The sequence below is a fragment of the Actinoplanes sp. CA-030573 genome (assembly GCF_050951115.1).
Lineage (GTDB): Bacteria > Actinomycetota > Actinomycetes > Mycobacteriales > Micromonosporaceae > Actinoplanes.
Genome location: NZ_CP192038.1, coordinates 2,076,622 through 2,094,923 on the forward strand (window position 1 = coordinate 2,076,622; position 18,302 = coordinate 2,094,923).

Below are 18,302 nucleotides of genomic sequence, written 5' to 3' on the forward strand. Positions count from 1 at the left end.
CGGCGAACCCCTCCTGCGTGAGGGGCTTTTTTGTGCCCACAGACTGATTGAGATGCCGATCATGAGCGAGTCAGAGACCCCGCGGTTCCGGTACACGGCCGCACTGGCCAACGAGATCGAGCCGCGCTGGCAGGCCCGGTGGGCCGAGCACGGGACGTTCGACGCGCCCAACCCGGCCGGCGACCTGGCCGACCCGGCGCACCCCCGGGCCGGCGCGCCCAAGCTGCACGTCCAGGACATGTTCCCGTACCCCTCGGGCGCGGGCCTGCACGTGGGTCACCCGCTCGGCTACATCGGCACCGACAGCTACACCCGCTACAAGCGGATGGCCGGCTTCAACGTCCTGCACCCGATGGGCTTCGACGCGTTCGGCCTGCCCGCCGAGCAGTACGCGGTGCAGACCGGCACGCATCCGGCGGTGACCACGGCGGCCAACGTCGAGCGGTACAAGGGCCAGCTGAAGCGGCTGGGCCTGGCCTACGACGAGCGCCGCTCGTTCGCGACCACCGACCCGGACTACTACCGGTGGACGCAGTGGATCTTCCTGCAGGTCTTCAACTCCTGGTACGACGAGAAGATCCGCAAGGCCCGGCCGATCAGCGCCCTGATCGCCGAGTTCGAGGCCGGCACCCGCCCGGCCCCGGGCGCGCCGTGGGCCGAGCTGAGCGCGGTCGAGCGGCGCAAGCTGGTCGACGACCACCGGCTGGCCTACGTCAGCGAGGCCCCGGTCAACTGGTGCCCGGGCCTGGGCACGGTGCTGGCCAACGAGGAGGTCACGCCGGACGGGCGCAGCGAGCGCGGCAACTTCCCGGTCTTCCAGCGCAACCTGAAGCAGTGGATGATGCGGATCACCGCGTACGGCGACCGGCTGATCGAGGATCTGGACACGCTGGACTGGCCGGAGCCGGTCAAGCTGATGCAGCGGAACTGGATCGGCCGGTCCCGGGGCGCGCACGTCGACTTCCCGGTCGGTTCCTCCGCCGACAAGATCACCGTCTTCACGACCCGGCCGGACACCCTGTTCGGGGCGACCTACATGGTGCTGGCGCCCGAGCACGAGCTGGTCAACAAGATCGCTCCGGCGGAGTGGCCGGACGGGGTGAACCCGGCGTGGACCGGCGGCTACGGCACGCCCGGCGAAGCGATCGCCGCGTATCGCGCGCAGGCCGCCGCCAAGACCGACGAGGAGCGCACCGAGTCCAAGGAGAAGACCGGCGTCTTCGTCGGGGCCTATGCGACAAACCCGGTGAACGAGGCGCGCATCCCGGTCTTCATCGCCGACTACGTGCTGGCCGGCTACGGTACCGGCGCGATCATGGCGGTGCCCGGGCAGGACGAGCGCGACTGGGAGTTCGCGGAGAAGTTCGAACTGCCCATCATCCGTACGGTGCAGGCTCCTGAAGGTTTTGAAGGCGCTTTCACCGGCGATGGCCCGGCGATCAACAGTGACTGGCTGGACGGCAAGGGCGTCGCCGAGGCGAAGGCCGCGATGATCGCGTGGCTGGAGCAGCACGGGCACGGGCGCGGCGCCACCACCTACCGCCTGCGCGACTGGCTGTTCAGCCGGCAGCGGTACTGGGGCGAGCCGTTCCCGATCGTCTACGACGAGACCGGTCTGCCGGTCGCGCTGCCGGAGTCGATGCTGCCGGTGGTGCTGCCCGATGTGGACGACTTCTCGCCGCGCACCTTCGACCCGGAGGACGCCGACAGCGAGCCCGAGACGCCGCTGTCCCGCAAGAAGGACTGGGTCAACGTCGAGCTGGACCTGGGTGACGGCCTGAAGTCGTACACCCGGGAGACCAACACCATGCCGCAGTGGGCCGGCTCCTGCTGGTACGAGCTGCGCTACCTGGACCCGCGCAACGACAAGGCGCTGGTCGACCCGGAGAACGAGGCGTACTGGATGGGCCCGGCCCGCGACGGCGACTCCGGTGGCGTCGACCTGTACGTGGGCGGGGTCGAGCACGCGGTGCTGCACCTGCTGTACGCCCGCTTCTGGCACAAGGTCCTGTACGACCTGGGTCACGTCTCGTCCTTCGAGCCGTTCCGGAAGCTGTTCAACCAGGGCTACATCCAGGCGTACGCGTTCCAGGACGAGCGTGGGTTCTACGTGCCCGCCGAGGAGGTGGAGGAGCGCGACGGGCAGTACTTCTACGACGGCGAGCCGGTGACGCGCAGCTACGGCAAGATGGGCAAGTCGCTGAAGAACGTCGTCACGCCCGACGAGATGTGCGAGCAGTACGGCGCCGACACCTTCCGGGTGTACGAGATGGCGATGGGCCCGCTGGACGTCTCGCGCCCGTGGGAGACCCGGGCCGTGGTCGGCTCGCAGCGGTTCCTGCAGCGCGTCTGGCGGCTGGTGGTCGACGAGGAGACCGGCGCGCTGCGGGTCACCGACGAGCCGCTGGAGCCGGCCGTCCGCAAGCACCTGCACCGGACCATCGCCGGTGTCCGCGAGGACATGGACGAGCTGAGGTTCAACACGGCGATCGCCAAGCTGATCGAGCTGACGAACGCGCTGACCCCGCTGCCGGTCGCGTCCCGGGAGGCGATCGAGCCGCTGGTGCTGATGGTGTCGCCGTTCGCGCCGCACCTGGCCGAGGAGCTGTGGAGCAAGCTGGGCCACGAGGGCACGCTGGCCTACGTGGACTTCCCGGTCGCCGACCCGGCCCACCTGAAGGCCGAGTCGATCACCTATCCGGTGCAGATCAACGGGAAGGTGCGGGGGCGGGTCTCGGTCTCCCCGGAGGCTTCCGAGGATTCCGTACGCGCCGAAGCGCTGGCCGCCGTCGCCGACGTGCTGGCCGGGCGTGACCCCAAGAAGGTCATCGTGGTGAAGGGCCGGCTGGTCAGCGTCGTGGTGTGAAGAATGGGGGGCACCGAACCGGTGCCCCCCATTTCACTTCGTTCCTTGGTCGTTCCTTGCTTCGTTACGCCGCCAGGCGACGCACGACGTAGTTGCTGCCGTACATCTTGTGCTTGCCGACGCGGGCGCCGGTGTGCGGCGAGTCGTACATGTAGCCGTTACCGGCGTAGATGCCGGCGTGGTACCCGTACGAGCCGGATCGGAAGACGATCAGGTCGCCGACCCTGGCCGACTTCTTGGCGACCGCCTTGCCGTACTTCTGCTGGGAGTTCGCCTTGTGGGGCAGCTTGACGCCCAGCGTCTTCTTGAAGACGTACAGGGTGTAGCCGGAGCAGTCGAACCGCTTCGGCCCGGCGGCCGCGAACTTGTACAGCGCGCCCGTGTGCCGCTTGGCCTCGGCCAGCACCCGAGCCCCGGCGTTGCTGCGCACGGTGATGCGGATCGAGCTGCCCCAGTACGCCCGGTACGAGCTGTTCCCGTAGAAGACGGCGCGAAGGTTAACGCTGGTGCTCGGCCGCGTGTAGAGGTTGGTGATGCCGTTCTTGCCGACCCGGACAGTGCCCACTGCGGCCCACTTGCCGCCCCGGTTGCCCTGGAGCTGGACCTTGCCGGACGTGATCCGCTTGCCGGTCTTCGGGTTGTAGTACCGGACGGTGATGCGAACCTGCTGGCCGGAAGTAAGGGTCCGGGAACTGACGTTGGTCAGGTTCGTGGGCTTTGGCTTGGCCGCGGCCTGAGCCTGAACCGCCGCCACCGGCGTTGCGGCGCCGGCCGCCGGCGTCGCGATCAGCTGACCTGCGCAGAGGCAGAGACCCAGGGACAGCGCGGCAGTACCGGTGCCGACGGACAGCCGTCGACGCCGGCTCGAGGTGTGCTCGTGCACGGTAGAGATATCCCTCCGGCACGCCTGCGAGGTTAGCTGTCGGGTTCGGGCGGGAAGGTGTGCCCGGTCGCCGTGGTGGCCGACTTCACCCCGAGGTTGCCCCGTCGACCGCCACCGGAGCGGGTGGCGCGGAGCGGACCGGCTGTCTCTCTCGAGAAGCTGTGGGTCCCCCGTCCCTGCCCCCATATGCCTTTGTGGTTGTGCGATTGCGGTGGTCGCGACGATCGGCCCGGGGCAGGGCTCGGCGTGAACCGAATCGTTGCGAGCCGTTCCGTGCGGATCGGCAGAACCTTGCTACCTGAAATTTCTCTTGATCGGCGGCAGCCAATTCGTCACTGTCCGTGTTTGGCACATTGGGGCCTGTCCAGTTTGTTACGTCCGCGAGACAAATGCCATGACGGGTAGTGCGGGGGCGATCACGGCTTGTCGAAGGTTACGGGTGAAACAGAACACACAAATAGTGGTTCCCCTGGTCAGGCCGTTGCGTTTCGCCGGCCCCGGCGGCCACTCGACGTAACAGCCGACTCCGGTACCCTCGCTCAGGTGACGGACGGCAAGATGCCCCTGCGGGCCAAGGTCGCGACCGGCGTGTCGAAGACCGCGGCCGCGCTTTCCCGGGCCGCGGGACGCGGCGACGGCTCGGTCATCGGCGGATGGATCGGGCTCAAGATCGACCCTGACCTGCTGGCCCACCTGGCCGCGGGCCGCGCGGTCGCGCTGGTCTCGGGCACCAACGGCAAGACCACCACGACCCGGCTCACCGCGGCCGCCCTCGAGGTGCTCGGCCGGGTCGCCACCAACTCGTTCGGCGCCAACATGCCGACCGGGCACACCTCGGCGCTGGCCAAGGCCGGCGTGACGCCGTTCGCCGTGCTCGAGGTCGACGAGCACTACCTGGCCCGGGTGATCGACGCCACCAGCCCGCGGGTGGTGGCGCTGCTCAACCTCTCCCGCGACCAGCTCGACCGGGCCAAGGAGGTGGCGATGATGGCGCAGCTGTGGCGCGACGCCCTCGCCGGCCACCCCGACGTGCGCGTGGTCGCCAACGCGGACGACCCGATGGTGGTCTGGGCCGCGCAGGGCAGCGCCGGCCAGGTCACCTGGTTCAGCGCCGGCCAGCGCTGGCTCGACGACTCGTTCGTCTGCCCGCAGAGCGGCGACCCGATCGAGCGCAGCAACGGCGACTGGTGGTGCACCGGCTGCCCGCTGCGCCGGCCGCAGGCCCAGTGGCACGTCGAGGACGAGGGCGTGGTCGACCCGCGCGGCGACTGGCACCTGGTCAAGCTGCAGCTCCCCGGGCAGGTCAACCTGGGTAACGCGGCGACCGCCCTGGCCGTCGCGGCCGAGTTCGGGGTCCGCCCGATCGAGGCGCTGCCGCGGCTGGCGACGGTCTCTTCGGTCGCCGGTCGTTATGCGCAGGTCGACCGGGACGGACGAAACGTCCGTCTGCTGCTGGCGAAGAACCCGGCAAGCTGGCTCGAGGCGTTCGACATGGCCGAGCTCGCACCCACGCTGCTCGCCGTCAACGCCCGGGACCCCGACGGTCTCGACACCTCGTGGCTGTACGACGTCGACTTCTCGCCCCTGCGGGACCGGCCCGTGCTGATCAGCGGCGACCGGGCGTACGACCTGGCCGTTCGTCTCGAGGTGAACGGTGTGCCCTTCCGGCACGTTAGGAGTTTTGACGAGGCGCTCCAGGCGGTTCCGCCCGGTCGTCTCGAGGTGATCGCCAACTACACGGCGTTCCAGGACATTCGAGCGGAGTTGGACCGTGTCAACTGAGAGCACACTGCGCATCGTCTGGATCTATCCGGACCTGCTCTCGACGTACGGTGACCGGGGCAACATGCTCATCCTGGCGCGCCGGGCCGCGATGCGGGGGCTGCCGGTCGAGGCGTACGAGATCCGGTCCGACCAGCCGATGCCGTCCAGCGCCGACATCTACCTGATCGGCGGCGGCGAGGACGGGCCGCAGGCTCTGGCCGCGCAACGTCTGATCGCCGACGGTGGGCTGCACCGGGCCGTGAACCAGGGCGCCGCGGTGCTGGCGATCTGCGCCGGTTACCAGTTGTTCGGCCACTCGTTCTTCGCCAAGGGAGCGAAGTGCCCGGGACTCGGACTCCTCGACCTGCACTCGGACCGGGGCGAGACCCGGGCCGTGGGCGAGATCCGCGGCGACATCGACCCGCGGCTGGGGCTGCCGGCGCTCAGCGGCTTCGAGAACCACGGCGGCCGCACCCACCTGGGCCCGGGCGTCTCACCGCTGGCCCGGGTCACGGCCGGCATCGGCAACGACGGCCAGACCGAGGGCGCGTGGCACGGGAAGATCCTGGGCACGTACTCCCACGGGCCCGCGCTCGCTCGCAACCCAGCGATAGCCGATCTGCTACTGCGTTGGGCGATCGGCGCGGATAGTCTTCCTCCCGTTGACGACACCTGGACGGACCGGCTTCGGGCCGAACGGCTCGCCGCGGCGGGGGCATAAACCGATCATGGACCGACGACAAGGTAGGGCGGTACGCCTGCATGACTGACACCCTGTTCGCTCTCCCGGCTCCGGCCGTCTCCGCTTCCGCCGTGCCCGTGCCGGCCGCCCCGGCGGCCATGGGCTGGAAGCGCCGCCTGATCCGGTTCGGCGTCCTCGGTGCCGTTGTCGGTGGCCTCGCCGCCGCCGCCGCGTTCCTCCCGCTCCGCGAGATCGGCGACGCGATCCTGGCCCTCGGCCACGTGGCCCCGGTCGCGATCGCCGTGGTCGGCGGCCTGCTGCTGTCGGTCCTGGTCCCGCGCACCGCCATCACCATCGCGTGCGGTGCCCTGCTCGGCGCGGCCACCGGCGCGGCGACGGCGCTGGCCGCCGCGGTGATCGCCGCCGCCGCCACCTATTACGCCGGGCGCTGGGCCGGCCGCGGCGTGCTGCACGCCCGCGCCGGCGGCCGTCTCGCCCGCCTGGACGGCTGGCTGAACAAACGGGGCCTCTCCGCGGTGCTTCTGGTGCGTTTCCTCCCGCTGGCGCCGTTCGGCCTGATCGGGTACGCCTACGGCACCACCAGCGTCTGCCGCAAGCGCTACCTTTTCGGCACCTTCCTGGCCTCCATCCCGTCCGCCGTGAGCTACGCCGTGATCGGCGCCGCGGTCGCCAACCCGCACGGCATGAGCCCGCTGAGCCTCGCGCCGGCCTTGATCGGTTTCACCTTGACAACCACCATCGTGTGGCGTTGGAAGCGCTCGGCCCGCCGCCAGGCCGCCGCCGAGGCCACCGCCTGACCTACGCTTTTCCACGGCCCGTCGTACCCATTGCGGCGGGCCGTTCCCATTCCCGAGGCCTTGCCCGCTGTCGCCCGCGCCCGCCGCGCCTGTTGCCGTCCGCGCCTGTTGCCGTACCCGCTCGCTGTCGCCCGCGCCCGCCGCCACCCGCGCCCGCCGTCGCCCCCTCCTGTTGCCGCCCGCTCCCGCTACCGCCCCCGCCTGCTGGCGCCCCCGCCCGCTGCCGCTGCGATCTTGATGAGTTTCGACGCCGCGTCGCACAGCAACACATCAGCGTTTCGCCGCGCCGTCGCGCTGCCCGTCGCTTCGCGCTTTCGCCTTCGCGCGCCGCCTACTACGGCACTTCTCGCGATCTTGATGACTTGAGATATCCGTCGCGCAGCAACTCAACAGCCTCGGGTCGTTTCGCCCGATCGCGTTCCTCCTGCTTCGCGATCTTGATGACCTCGCGTCTTCGGGGCGCCACTCAGGGCGCGCAACTCATCATCGTGCTCGGCGTGCTGGTGGGCGCAGTTCAGATTGGCCGGCGGACAGTGCCTCTCGGATCTGGGCAGCTACGGTTGCGGGCCTGTCGCGGACCAGCCACGCCGGGAATCGCAGGATCCGGTCGCCGGCGATCCAGATCTCGTTCTGCCGGAGCATGTCCGCCGACCAATGCTCGACGTCCATGTGGTGACTTCCGTCGACCTCGACCAGCAGGCGGGCGCTCGTCCAATGCGCGTCGACGAAGCGGTTCCGGCCGGTTGCGTCGGCACGTGGCTGCTGGAAGTCGGGCCCGGGGAGCCGATGCCTGCGGCAGAGCCGCGCGAGGTTGATCTCCGACAGTGCGGTGGCGCCGCCTTCGACGTCGGCGATCGTGGTCCTGATCAGCTGCCGCCGGCGAAGCGTCGGGAAGTGACGGAGCACCTCGCGCAGCTCCCGTACGGTGACGCGACCTTGCTGGCAGGCTCGCGTGATCAGATCGCGAGCCTCGTTGTCGCCCGTCGCCCAGGACGCGCCGTCGATCACCGCCCGTGCCATGGTCACGCGTGGCGGTCGAGCGAGCTGGCGGTGTCGCTCGGGAAACACGGTGGTGCGGCGGACGCGGACGCTGGGCATGTCGCCGGGCAGCCGCGGCAGTCGTACGCTCGGGCACCGGTCGGCCGGCACGATCACCTGTATCGGACCGGGCCGAAGCCCCTGGACGCCGCCTTCGATGGCTGCCGTCGTTCCGGCCAAGTGCGCGTCCCGGCCGGCGACCAGCACGGCCGCCCATAGTTGCTGCTCAGGTCGGAGCAGTCCGTTCTCCGCGAGCAGCAGGCCGCGGCTCAACCGTCGCCATCGGCCCTGACGAAGGTGTGCACGGACGGTCGCCGGCGTGAGGACCTGCTCGGCCTGAGCGGTCGTCAGAACCCCCGCCTGCTCGAACAGCAGCCAGTCGAGTTCGCCGGCGTCGAAACCCGGAATCGGCAGCACGAGAGGACTTTGCCGCAAAGCGTGAGCCGGCGCTTCGGTCGCTGTGGATAACAGCTCGCGCTGATGAGTTGGCGCGTGGCGGGTGCCGGGAGTCATCAAGATCGCCAGCAGAACGGCGAAGGGGGCGGCAGGAGGCACGACGGGGAAAGGCGGCGGAGGGGGCCGACGGAGAAAGCCGGCGGCGGTGAGGGGCGGCGGCAAGGAGCGGCGCTAGGGGGTCGTGGAGGCGGGCGGAGGGCTCCACTTTGCTCCACCGGAGGGCTCCACTTTCCTCCCCGGGAGGGGTTGACAGGGTGTGGGAGCGGGAGAAATACGAAATTTTGCGGTGGTATGGAGGGGTTCGAAGGGCGGCTGTCGGGAACGTGACGGGGATGATCTTGGGGGGCCGCTCCACCCGGAGGGCAAGGCGTTGAGCTGGGGTTTCTTGGCGGTTGACAAACGGGGTCGGCTCGCATTCCGCTTGCGGGTGGAGGGAAGTGGAGTAGAGTGGAGCGCAGTGGCAGGGCTGAGGGGGACTGGACCTGGGAGGCCTGTCGGCCCGAGTTGACAAGCGGACCGCGAACCGCTGGGGCAGGGGGGTGGACGGCCGATGTTTCTCGGCACCCATACCCCGCGCCTCGATGACAAGGGGCGGCTGATCCTTCCGGCCAAGTTCCGGGATGAGCTGGCGGGAGGTGTCGTGATCACCAAGGGGCAGGAACGCTGTCTGTACGTGTTCCCGATGCCGGAGTTCCAGCGCATCGCGGGCCAGCTTCGTGAGGCGCCGGTGACCAACAAGGCCGCCCGGGCTTACAGCCGGGTGTTCTTCGCCAGCGCGCATGACGAGGTGCCGGACAAGCAAGGGCGGGTCACCATCCCGGCTCACCTGAGGGAATACGCGGCACTCGACCGCGACCTCGTGGTGATCGGGGCGAGCACCCGGGTGGAGATCTGGGACAAGCAGTCCTGGGAGGACTACCTCGCGGCGAGCGAAGACGAGTTCGCCGACATCGAGGAGGGGGTGCTGCCCGGCGGACTGTAGGGCGTGGCACCCTGCCGGGTCGATGGCGGCCCCGGACGTCACTGCCGCCGTACTGCGAGATCTCCAGCCGCTCCCGCACCTGGCGCCTCTTCCCCGGCGCCAGGCGCGTGTCCGAGAAGGCAAGCCCGCCGGCAACGGGCGGCCCGACGGACACGAGCGGATGGGGATCTGGCGGTACGGACGACGTCCGGGCCGATGTGCGGCGATGGCGGACGGCCGGGGTGGCAAAAGGGGGTCGACGTGGGGGAGCCTCGTGGCACGCATGTGCCCGTGCTGCTCGAGCGCTGTCTCGAGCTGCTCACCCCGGCGCTCGACATGCCGGGCGCCGTCCACGTCGACTTCACGCTCGGGCTGGGCGGGCACGCGGAGGCGGTGCTCGAGCGGTTTCCGGACGTGGTCCTGATCGGACTCGACCGGGACACCGAGGCGCTCACGCACGCCCGGCACCGGCTGGCGCCGTACCGGGCCCGGACCCATCTCGTGCACGCGGTCTACGACGAGCTCCCGCAGGTGCTCTCCGACCTCGGGTACGACCGGATCCACAGTGGGCTGTTCGACCTCGGTGTCTCGTCGCTGCAGCTGGACGAGGCGGACCGCGGTTTCGCGTACGCCCAGGATGCCCCTCTCGACATGCGGATGGACCAGACCGCCGGGGTCACCGCCGAGGAGGTCGTCAACACGTACGAGCCGGGTCAGCTGGTCCGGATCCTGCGGCAGTACGGCGAGGAGAAGTTCGCGCCGCGGATCGTCTCGGCGATCGTGCGCGAGCGGGCGAAGGGGCGGATCACCTCCACGGCCCGGCTGGCCGAGCTGGTCAAGGAGGCGATCCCGGCCGCCGCGCGACGAACGGGTGGAAATCCCGCAAAAAGAACGTTTCAGGCGCTACGTATTGAGGTAAATGGGGAGCTCGCCGCACTGGAGTCGGCGCTACCGGCCGCTTTGGACGCATTGGCGGCTAAGGGCCGACTTGTGGTGATGAGCTACCAATCGTTGGAGGACCGGATCGTCAAGCGTGCCCTCACCGCGAGGACGCGCAGCACCGGGCCGATCGACCTGCCGGTCGAGCTGCCCGGAACCGGTCCGACACTGCGGCTGCTGACAAAGGGGTCGGAGCCGCCCACCGACGAGGAGGTCGAGGCGAACCCGCGAGCGGCTTCGGTGAAGCTGCGCGCGGTGGAGCGACTCGGCCGGCAGGACCAGGCATCGGGTGCCGCCCGCGAACGGCCCCGCATGTCAACGCACGGGGGACGAGGGCGGTTACGCCCGGGGGAACGCGACGAGGGGGAGGGGAAAGCATGAGCGAGCGCACGCGCGGGCCGCGGCCGGGGGGCCGGGTCACGGATCAGCGCGGAACGATGCCGGCACGCGATGCGGACGCCCGAAGTGACGCCCGGGGGGCGCGCCACTTCACGGACGACACGCGCCACTCAGGGACGCAGGGGGTCTCGCGGGAGGAACGTGACCGGGCGGCGACGCCGGCGCGCGGCAAGGGCCGGCGTCCGGAGCCGATGATCGGCCGCGGCCGTACGCCGGCGGCGGACCGGGAGACCGGCCGGGTGCGTGGGCTGGGAGCGGCGGACCGCGAGGCCGGGCGGAAGCGGGCCGGTGGCCGCCGGCCGGCGCTCGACGCGTCGGTGTTCGGCGCGCCGGTGGACGGCACCGCCGCGCTCAAGCCGGAGGCGTTCATCGACCTGGACGCGCGGGCCGAGCCGCTGCGGATCGAGCGGGCGAAGGCCGAGCCGCTGCGGATCGAGCGGGCCAAGGCCGAGCCCAAGGTGGGGCAGGAGCGCGCGCCCCGGCTGCGGGTCGCGCCGCCGGCGCCGATCAGCGCGCCGCGGGCGCCGTTCGTGGCCTCGGTGATCGGCGTGGTGATCGTCGGGGTGCTCGGCATCCTGCTGATCAACACCAAGACCAACGAGAACTCGTTCCGCATCGCCGACCTGCAGAAGCAGGACACCCAGCTCGACACCCAGCAGCAGGATCTGGACAACCAGCTGGTCGAGGTCTCCAGCATCGGCAACCTGGACGCGGCGGCCCGCCGTCTCGGCCTGGTCAAGGCGGACAACCCGGCGCTGTTCACGCTGCCCGACGGCAAGATCATCGGCGTGCTCACGCCGGTGAACGGCAAGCCGGCGGTCACCGCGGGCGACGCCGCCACGGGAAAGACTGGCGACGCCGCCACGGGAAAGACTGGCGACGCCGCCACGGGAAAGACTGGCGACAGCGCCGGCACGCCGACGACCGCGGCGACCGGCGGCATCACCGGCACCGGGCACTAGGCCGCCATGTCGCCGCGATCCGACGACACACCGCGCCGGGGCACTCAGCCCCGGCGCGGTACGTCTCGTGACATCCCCAGCGAGGGCGACGAGGCCGACAAGGGCCGGAGCCGCGGTTTCGGCGGCATCGGCGACGCGCGGGCGTACACCCCGCGCGGGCGCACCGTGGCCGAGCGCGACCAGCGCACCCGCTCGCCGCGGGCCGGCCGCACGAGCGACCCGTTCCGTCCGGCGCTGCAGGTGCTCGACGGCGGCCGTCCCCAGCGCGGGCGGCGGCCGGACGGCGACAGCGAGAACGGCGGGAGCGAAAAGGCCGGCCGCGGCGAGAGGGGCGGCAGCGCGAGGGCAGGCGGCGCCACCAGGGAGACCAAGGGAACCAGGGAGACCAGGGAGACCAAGGGAACCAGGGAGACCAGGGAGACCAAGGGAACCAGGGAGACCAGGGAGACCAGGGACCGGCGGACGACCGTGGCCAAGACGCGGGCCCGGGACGAGCGCCGGGAGCCGCCGCGCAGCCGCCGGCCGGAGCCGGACGATCGAAACCACGACCGGGACGACCGCGGTCTCGACGAGCTCACCCGTCGCCGCGAGCGGGCCGCGGCGGTCCGTGGCGCCCGGACGCGGGAGCCGGTCCGGCCGCGGGCCGGCCGGGATCGGCGTACCGGAAAACCGGCGGTCAAGAGCCGCGCCGTGCGCACCATCGCGCCCGAACCGCCCAAGCTCGCCAATCCCACCCGGCGGCTGCGCCTGGGCACCGTGCTCGCGCTCTCGCTGTTCGTGATGATCGGCATCCGCCTGGTCGTCCTCCAGGTCGCCTCCTCGCCGGCCGACGCCAAGCGGCTCATCGAGCTGCGCGCGACCCGGATCAGCGACCTCACCCTGCCCGCGCCCCGGGGCAGCATCATCGACCGGGACGGCACCGTGCTCGCGCACAGCGTCGAAGCGCGCTACGTCGGCGCCGACCCGACGATGATCAAGAACCCGTCGCAGGTCGCGGCCACGCTGGCGCCGCTAATCGGCGTACCGCAGTCGAAGCTGGTCCCGCTGATGACCCGGCACAAGCGCCCGGGCGGCGGCGAGTCGCACTTCGAGTTCCTGGCGCACGGCGTCGACATCTCGGTCGGCAACCGGATCAGCGCGATGAACCTGCCCGGCATCGTGGTGCGGCAGGACGAGCGGCGGGACGTGCCGGGCGTCGATCTGGCCGCCAACCTGATCGGCTTCACCGGCGCCGACAACTCCGGTCTCGAGGGGCTCGAGGCCCGCTACGACTCGCTGCTGCGCGGCACGCCGGGCGAGCAGGAGTACGAGGTCGGCAAGGGCGACCTGAACTCGCCGATCCCGGGCGGGTACCAGCACTACGTGGCCCCGCAGCCGGGCGCCTCGCTCGAGCTGACCATCGACGCCGACCTCCAGTACGAGGTGCAGCGCATCCTGGGCGACCAGCTGCGCGAGTGGAAGGCCTCGATCGGCGGCGCCGTGGTGCTCGACGTGAAGACGGGTGAGGTGCTGGCCCAGGCGAGCTTCCCGCCGTACGACGCGACGAAGCCGGAGAACTACACGCCGGAGAACCGGATGGACGTGCCGAGCGCGGTCGTGGCCGACGTCGGCTCGGTGCACAAGGCGATCATCTTCGGCGCCGCCCTGCAGGAGGGCATCATCACGCCGCAGTCGACGCTGGCGATCGGCCCGGGGCTGGTGCGCGGCGGCTACAAGTTCGTGGACAGCCACCCGCAGAAGAAGGGCACGCTGATGACGATGCCCGGCCTGCTCGCGCTCTCCTCGAACGTCGGCACCATCATGATCGCGGACCGGCTCGGCAAGCAGCGGGTGTACGACTACCAGCAGAAGTTCGGCCTCGGCAAGGCGACCAACGAGGGTGTCGCCGGCGAGCAGCCCGGCAAGATCCTCACACCCGACCAGTGGAGCGGCTCGGCCTCGGGCTCGGTGCCGGTCGGCATGAGCATGGACGTCACGCTGATCCAGATGGCGGCCGCCTACGCCGCGATCGCCAACGACGGCCTCTACGTGCAGCCGCACCTGATCAAGGGAATGATCTCCGGCAAGGACGGCGAGGTCACGCCCGGCCCGGAGCCCGAGACGCACCGGGTGCTGCGGCCGGAGGTGGCGTCCGAGCTGCGCACGATGATGGAGGCCGTGGTCGACGAGCAGGACGGGACCGGCACCCAGGCGCGGGTCAACGGCTACCGGGTGGCGGGCAAGACCGGCACCGGCAAGCGGCTGATCGACGGCCAGTACACCAGCAGCAACTACGGCTCGTTCATCGGCATGGCGCCGGCCGAGAACCCGCGGTTCGTCATCGCGGTGTCGGCCGAGGTGCCGCACGGGGCCGGTGGCGACGTGGCGGCGCCCGCGTTCAGCAAGATGATGTCGTTCGCGCTGCTGCAGAACCGGGTGCCGCCGTCGGTCACCAAGGCACCCACCTTCAAGATCCATCCATGAGCGTACGCAGGATGGCGTTTTCGGTCGATTGCCGGGCACGGGGTAGGGTCTGACGCCGTGCCCGGCATTCCCCGTCCCGAGACCGTCGCGCCGCTGCCGCTGGCGCGCCTGGCCGAGCTGTTGCCCGCCGCGCTGACCGGCGACGACGTGCCGGTCACCGGCATCACCCACAACAGCCAGGAGGTCCGCCCCGGCGACCTCTACGCGGCGCTGGCCGGTGCGAACCGGCACGGCGCCGAGTTCGCCGCCGGCGCGGCCGAGGCGGGCGCGGTGGCCGTGCTCACCGACGAGGCCGGCCGCGACCGGGCGCTGGCGGCCGGGCTGCCGGTGCTGGTGGCGGACGATCCGCGGGCGGTGCTGGGCGCGGCGGCGGCGGCGATCTACGGCGACCCGTCGGCCCGGCTCACCATGATCGGCATCACCGGCACCGCCGGCAAGACCTCGACGGCCTACCTGGTCGAGTCGGGGCTGCGGGCCGCGGGCCTGGTCACCGGGCTGATCGGCACCGTCGAGACGCGCCTGGGCGACCTGGTGGTGGCCAGCGTGCGCACCACGCCGGAGGCGACCGACCTGCAGGCGATCCTGGCCGCGGCGGCCGAGCGCGACGTCACCGCCGTGGTGATGGAGGTCTCCAGCCACGCGCTCGCCATCGGCCGGGTCAACGGGCTGCGCTTCGCGGTCGGCGGCTACACCAACTTCGGGCTCGATCATCTCGACTTCCACGCCGACGTCGACGACTACTTCGCGGCCAAGGCGCGGCTCTTCGACGGGCGCAGCCGGGCCGAGGTGCTCAACTTCGACGACCCGGCGCTGCGGCCGCTGTTCAAGCCGTCGACGATCAGCTACTCGGCGGCCGGCGACACCGCGGCCACCTGGTGGGCGTCCGAGGTGCGGCCGTCGGCGTTCGGGCAGCGCTTCGTCGCGCACGGCCCGGACGGGACAGCGGTCGAAGCCGGCGTCTCGCTGCCCGGCCGGCACAACGTGGCCAACGCGCTGCTCGCGCTCGCCTCGCTGGTGGCGATCGGCGTAGACCCGGCGGTCGCGGCCCGCGGCATCGCCGCGTGCCCGGGCGTGCCGGGCCGGCTGGAGCGGGTGGATGCGCCGGGCGAGGTGCTCGGCGTGGTCGACTACGCGCACAAGCCGGACGCGATCGTCGCCGCGCTGGCCGCCCTGCGCGAGCTCGCGGCGGGGCGCGGCGGGCGGGTGATCTGCCTGATCGGGGCCGGCGGCGACCGCGACAAGGGCAAGCGGCCGCTGATGGGCGCCGCCGCGGCCCGTGGCGCCGACCTGGTGATCGTGACGGATGACAACCCGCGCACCGAGGACCCGGCGTCGATCCGGGCCGCGGTCCGGGCCGGCGCCGAGCAAGCCGATGCGAACACAAAGGTGATAGAGGTGGCCGGCCGGCGTGCCGCCATCGACGAGGCGGTCCGGCTCGCCGGTCCGGGCGACGTGATCGCGTTGCTCGGCAAGGGGCACGAGCGGGGCCAGGAGGTGAACGGGCAGATGCTGCCGTTCGACGACCGCATCGAGTTGGCGGCAGCGCTGGGGAGCAGCTCGTGATTCGCATGACGCTGGACGAGATCGCCAAGGTCACCGGCGGGCGTCTCGTCAACGCCGCGCCGTCGGTGGCCGTGACCGGCCCGGTGGAGTACGACTCCCGCAAGGTCGCGCCGGGCGGGCTGTTCGCCGCCTTCGAGGGCGAGAAGGTGGACGGCCACGAGTTCGCGGCGGCCGCGGTGGCCAAGGGTGCGGCCGGCGTGCTGAGCACCCGGGACACCGGCGAGCCGGGCGTGGTCGTCGAGGAGCCGCTGGCGGCGCTGGCCGCGCTGGCCCGGGCCGTGGTCGAGCGGCTGCCGGGGCTGACGATCGTGGGGCTGACCGGCTCGTCCGGCAAGACGACGACCAAGGACTACATCGGGCAGCTGCTGGGGCGGGCGGGTACGACCATCGCGCCGGCCGGCTCGCTCAACAACGAGCTGGGCTTCCCGTACACGGTGCTGCAGGCGACCGAGGAGACCCGGTTCCTGGTGCTCGAGATGGGCGCGCGGGGGATCGGGCACATCCGCTACCTGTGCGAGATCGCCCGGCCCGAGGTCGGCGTGGTGCTCAACGTCGGCGCCGCGCACATCGGCGAGTTCGGCTCGGTCGAGGGCACGGCCCGGGCCAAGGGCGAGCTGGTCGAGGCGCTGCCGGCGACCGGGGTGGCGATCCTGAACGCGGACGACCCGCTGGTGGCCGGGATGGCACCCCGCACGCGAGCGCGCGTGCTGCTGACCGGGGAGTCGCCGGAGGCGGCGGTCCGGGCCACCGAGGTCTCGCTCGACGAGCGGGGCCGCGCGTCCTACCGGCTCACTTATCGGGACAAGAGCGAAATCGTCCGGTTGGCGGTCGCCGGGCGGCACCAGGTCGCGAACACGCTGGCGGCGGCGGGGGCCGCGCTGTCGGTGGGCATGCCGTTCGACGACGTGGTGAGCGCGCTGGGCGAGATCGGGATCGTGTCGAGCCGGCGGATGGACGTCTTCACCCGCCCGGACGGTGTCACGGTCATCGACGACAGCTACAACGCCAACCCGTCGTCGACCGCGGCCGCGCTGCACGCGCTCGCGGCGATGCGGGCGGAGGGCCGCCGCGTCGCGGTGCTCGGCTACATGGCCGAGCTCGGCGAGCACGAGCGCGCCGGGCACGAGGAGGTCGGCCGGCTGGCCGCCACGCTCGGCGTCGACCGGCTGGTGGCGGTGGCGGAGAACGCGCGTCCGATCCTGGACGGGGCCACAGCGGTCGCGGGGTGGACCGGCGAAGCGATCTTCGCGGCGGACCAGGCCGCCGCGCTCGAGATCGTCAGGGGGGAACTGCGGGCCGGCGACGTCGTGCTCGTGAAGGGTTCCAGGTACCGCACGTGGGACGTGGTCGACGGGCTGCGTTCTGAGGAGGGTCGCCCGTGAGGGCAGTCATCGTCGCGGCCGCGGTCGCGTTCATCATCTCGCTGTTCGGCACCCCGGTCGCCATCCGGGTGTTCACCGCGCTGAAGGCCGGCCAGCCGATCCGCGGCGGGCTCGGCCTGGCCAGCAACCAGGGCAAGAAGGGCACCCCCACGATGGGTGGTGTCGCGTTCATCGTGGCGACCGTGTTCGCCTACGTGGCCGGGCACGTGGCCCTGACGACTCTGCCCGAGCGGCAGATCGCGCAGGAGGGGCCGACCATGACGGCCCTGGTGCTGCTCGGGTTGTTCGTCTTCTGCGGCGTGGTCGGCTTCCTCGACGACTTCCTCAAGATCCGCCGCCGCAACTCCGACGGCCTGAGCGCCAAAGGAAAGCTGCTCGGCCAGTTGATCGTCGGCGCCGGCTTCGGCATCGCCGCGCTCTATGTGGCCAGCACCAACGGCCAGACCGTGGCCAGCGAGCACATCTCGTTCATCCGGGACATCAGCTGGCTCGACGTCGGCAAGGTCGGCTCGGTCATCGTCTTCGTCTTCGTGATCATGGCGATGTCGAACGGCGTGAACCTGACCGACGGCCTCGACGGCCTGGCCACCGGCGCCTCGATCCTGGTGCTCGGGGCGTACGCGCTGATCGGTTTCTGGCAGTACCGGCACTGGTGCGGTGACACCGACTACCGGCTGGCCAACGCCTACTGCTACCAGGTGCGCGACCCGCTGGAGATCGCCATGATCGCCGCGGCGGCGGCCGCGGCCTGCGTGGGCTTCCTGTGGTGGAACACCTCGCCCGCCCGCATCTTCATGGGCGACACCGGCGCGCTCGGCCTCGGCGGCCTGATCGGCGGCCTGGCCGTGGCGACCCGGACCACGTTGCTGTCGATCATCATCGGCGGCCTCTTCGTGATCATCACGATGTCGGTGGTCATCCAGATCATCTCGTTCAAGACCACCGGTAAACGGGTGTTCCGGATGTCACCGCTGCAGCACCACTTCGAGCTGGCCGGGTGGAGCGAGGTCAACATCGTCGTCCGGTTCTGGATCGTGGCCGGCATCTGCGTGGCGATCGGTCTCGGGCTCTTCTACTCGGACTTCCTGGCGGTCATGGGATAGGTGGATCACATCGAGGCACGACA

The 18,302-nt window shown here is 71.2% G+C and carries 13 protein-coding genes and 1 riboswitch; of the genes, 11 read left to right on the forward strand and 2 right to left on the reverse strand.

From position 1 onward, the window contains the following. Positions 1 to 52 precede the first annotated feature (52 nt). Positions 53 to 2,866 (forward strand): leucine--tRNA ligase, encoded by a 2,814-nt coding sequence (gene leuS / locus ACQP2F_RS09720; protein WP_433302643.1) that lies wholly within the window; start codon positions 53 to 55, stop codon positions 2,864 to 2,866. Positions 2,867 to 2,930: 64 nt separating this feature from the next. Here the strand turns inward: leuS and ACQP2F_RS09725 are convergent, their stop codons facing one another. Next, positions 2,931 to 3,749, reverse strand: coding sequence for a C40 family peptidase (locus ACQP2F_RS09725; protein WP_433302645.1), 819 nt, complete (start codon positions 3,747 to 3,749; stop codon positions 2,931 to 2,933). Between the two features lie 6 nt (positions 3,750 to 3,755). Next, positions 3,756 to 3,888, reverse strand: a riboswitch (cyclic di-AMP (ydaO/yuaA leader). A 419-nt stretch (positions 3,889 to 4,307) separates the two neighbouring features. Here ACQP2F_RS09725 and ACQP2F_RS09730 point away from each other — a divergent pair. The 3 genes from ACQP2F_RS09730 to ACQP2F_RS09740 are packed head-to-tail and all read left to right on the forward strand — an operon-like array spanning position 4,308 to position 7,013. Next, complete coding sequence (locus tag ACQP2F_RS09730) at positions 4,308 to 5,531, forward strand: MurT ligase domain-containing protein (protein ID WP_433307425.1); 1,224 nt, start codon at positions 4,308 to 4,310, stop codon at positions 5,529 to 5,531. Then, positions 5,521 to 6,234, forward strand: coding sequence for a type 1 glutamine amidotransferase (locus ACQP2F_RS09735; protein ID WP_433302647.1), 714 nt, complete (start codon positions 5,521 to 5,523; stop codon positions 6,232 to 6,234). The genes ACQP2F_RS09730 and ACQP2F_RS09735 overlap by 11 nt, the downstream gene beginning before the upstream one ends. 41 nt (positions 6,235 to 6,275) lie before the next feature. After that, positions 6,276 to 7,013 (forward strand): TVP38/TMEM64 family protein, encoded by a 738-nt coding sequence (locus tag ACQP2F_RS09740; RefSeq protein WP_433302648.1) that lies wholly within the window; start codon positions 6,276 to 6,278, stop codon positions 7,011 to 7,013. A 483-nt stretch (positions 7,014 to 7,496) separates the two neighbouring features. Here ACQP2F_RS09740 and ACQP2F_RS09745 read toward each other — a convergent pair whose 3' ends face one another. After that, positions 7,497 to 8,669 (reverse strand): DUF559 domain-containing protein, encoded by a 1,173-nt coding sequence (locus ACQP2F_RS09745; protein ID WP_433302650.1) that lies wholly within the window; start codon positions 8,667 to 8,669, stop codon positions 7,497 to 7,499. Between the two features lie 388 nt (positions 8,670 to 9,057). Between ACQP2F_RS09745 and mraZ the strand changes: the two genes are divergently transcribed. The 7 genes from mraZ (at position 9,058) to mraY (ending at position 18,279) form a co-directional block, all read left to right on the forward strand. After that, complete coding sequence (gene mraZ / locus ACQP2F_RS09750) at positions 9,058 to 9,489, forward strand: division/cell wall cluster transcriptional repressor MraZ (RefSeq protein WP_433302652.1); 432 nt, start codon at positions 9,058 to 9,060, stop codon at positions 9,487 to 9,489. Positions 9,490 to 9,684: 195 nt separating this feature from the next. Beyond that, a complete protein-coding gene (rsmH, locus tag ACQP2F_RS09755; protein WP_433302654.1) occupies positions 9,685 to 10,788 on the forward strand; it encodes a 16S rRNA (cytosine(1402)-N(4))-methyltransferase RsmH in 1,104 nt (367 codons plus the stop codon). Between the two features lie 209 nt (positions 10,789 to 10,997). Continuing rightward, positions 10,998 to 11,768: a hypothetical protein gene (locus tag ACQP2F_RS09760; protein ID WP_433302656.1), complete on the forward strand. Its 771-nt coding sequence runs from the start codon at positions 10,998 to 11,000 to the stop codon at positions 11,766 to 11,768. Positions 11,769 to 11,774: 6 nt separating this feature from the next. Beyond that, positions 11,775 to 14,231 (forward strand): penicillin-binding transpeptidase domain-containing protein, encoded by a 2,457-nt coding sequence (locus tag ACQP2F_RS09765; RefSeq protein ID WP_433302658.1) that lies wholly within the window; start codon positions 11,775 to 11,777, stop codon positions 14,229 to 14,231. A 57-nt stretch (positions 14,232 to 14,288) separates the two neighbouring features. Further along, complete coding sequence (locus ACQP2F_RS09770; RefSeq protein ID WP_433302660.1) at positions 14,289 to 15,794, forward strand: UDP-N-acetylmuramoyl-L-alanyl-D-glutamate--2,6-diaminopimelate ligase; 1,506 nt, start codon at positions 14,289 to 14,291, stop codon at positions 15,792 to 15,794. Next, entirely contained in the window at positions 15,791 to 17,176 is a 1,386-nt protein-coding gene (locus ACQP2F_RS09775) for a UDP-N-acetylmuramoyl-tripeptide--D-alanyl-D-alanine ligase (RefSeq protein WP_433302662.1), read from the forward strand. Before ACQP2F_RS09770 ends, ACQP2F_RS09775 begins: the two co-directional genes overlap by 4 nt. Continuing rightward, complete coding sequence (mraY, locus tag ACQP2F_RS09780) at positions 17,173 to 18,279, forward strand: phospho-N-acetylmuramoyl-pentapeptide-transferase (RefSeq protein ID WP_433302664.1); 1,107 nt, start codon at positions 17,173 to 17,175, stop codon at positions 18,277 to 18,279. The genes ACQP2F_RS09775 and mraY overlap by 4 nt, the downstream gene beginning before the upstream one ends. Positions 18,280 to 18,302 lie beyond the last annotated feature (23 nt).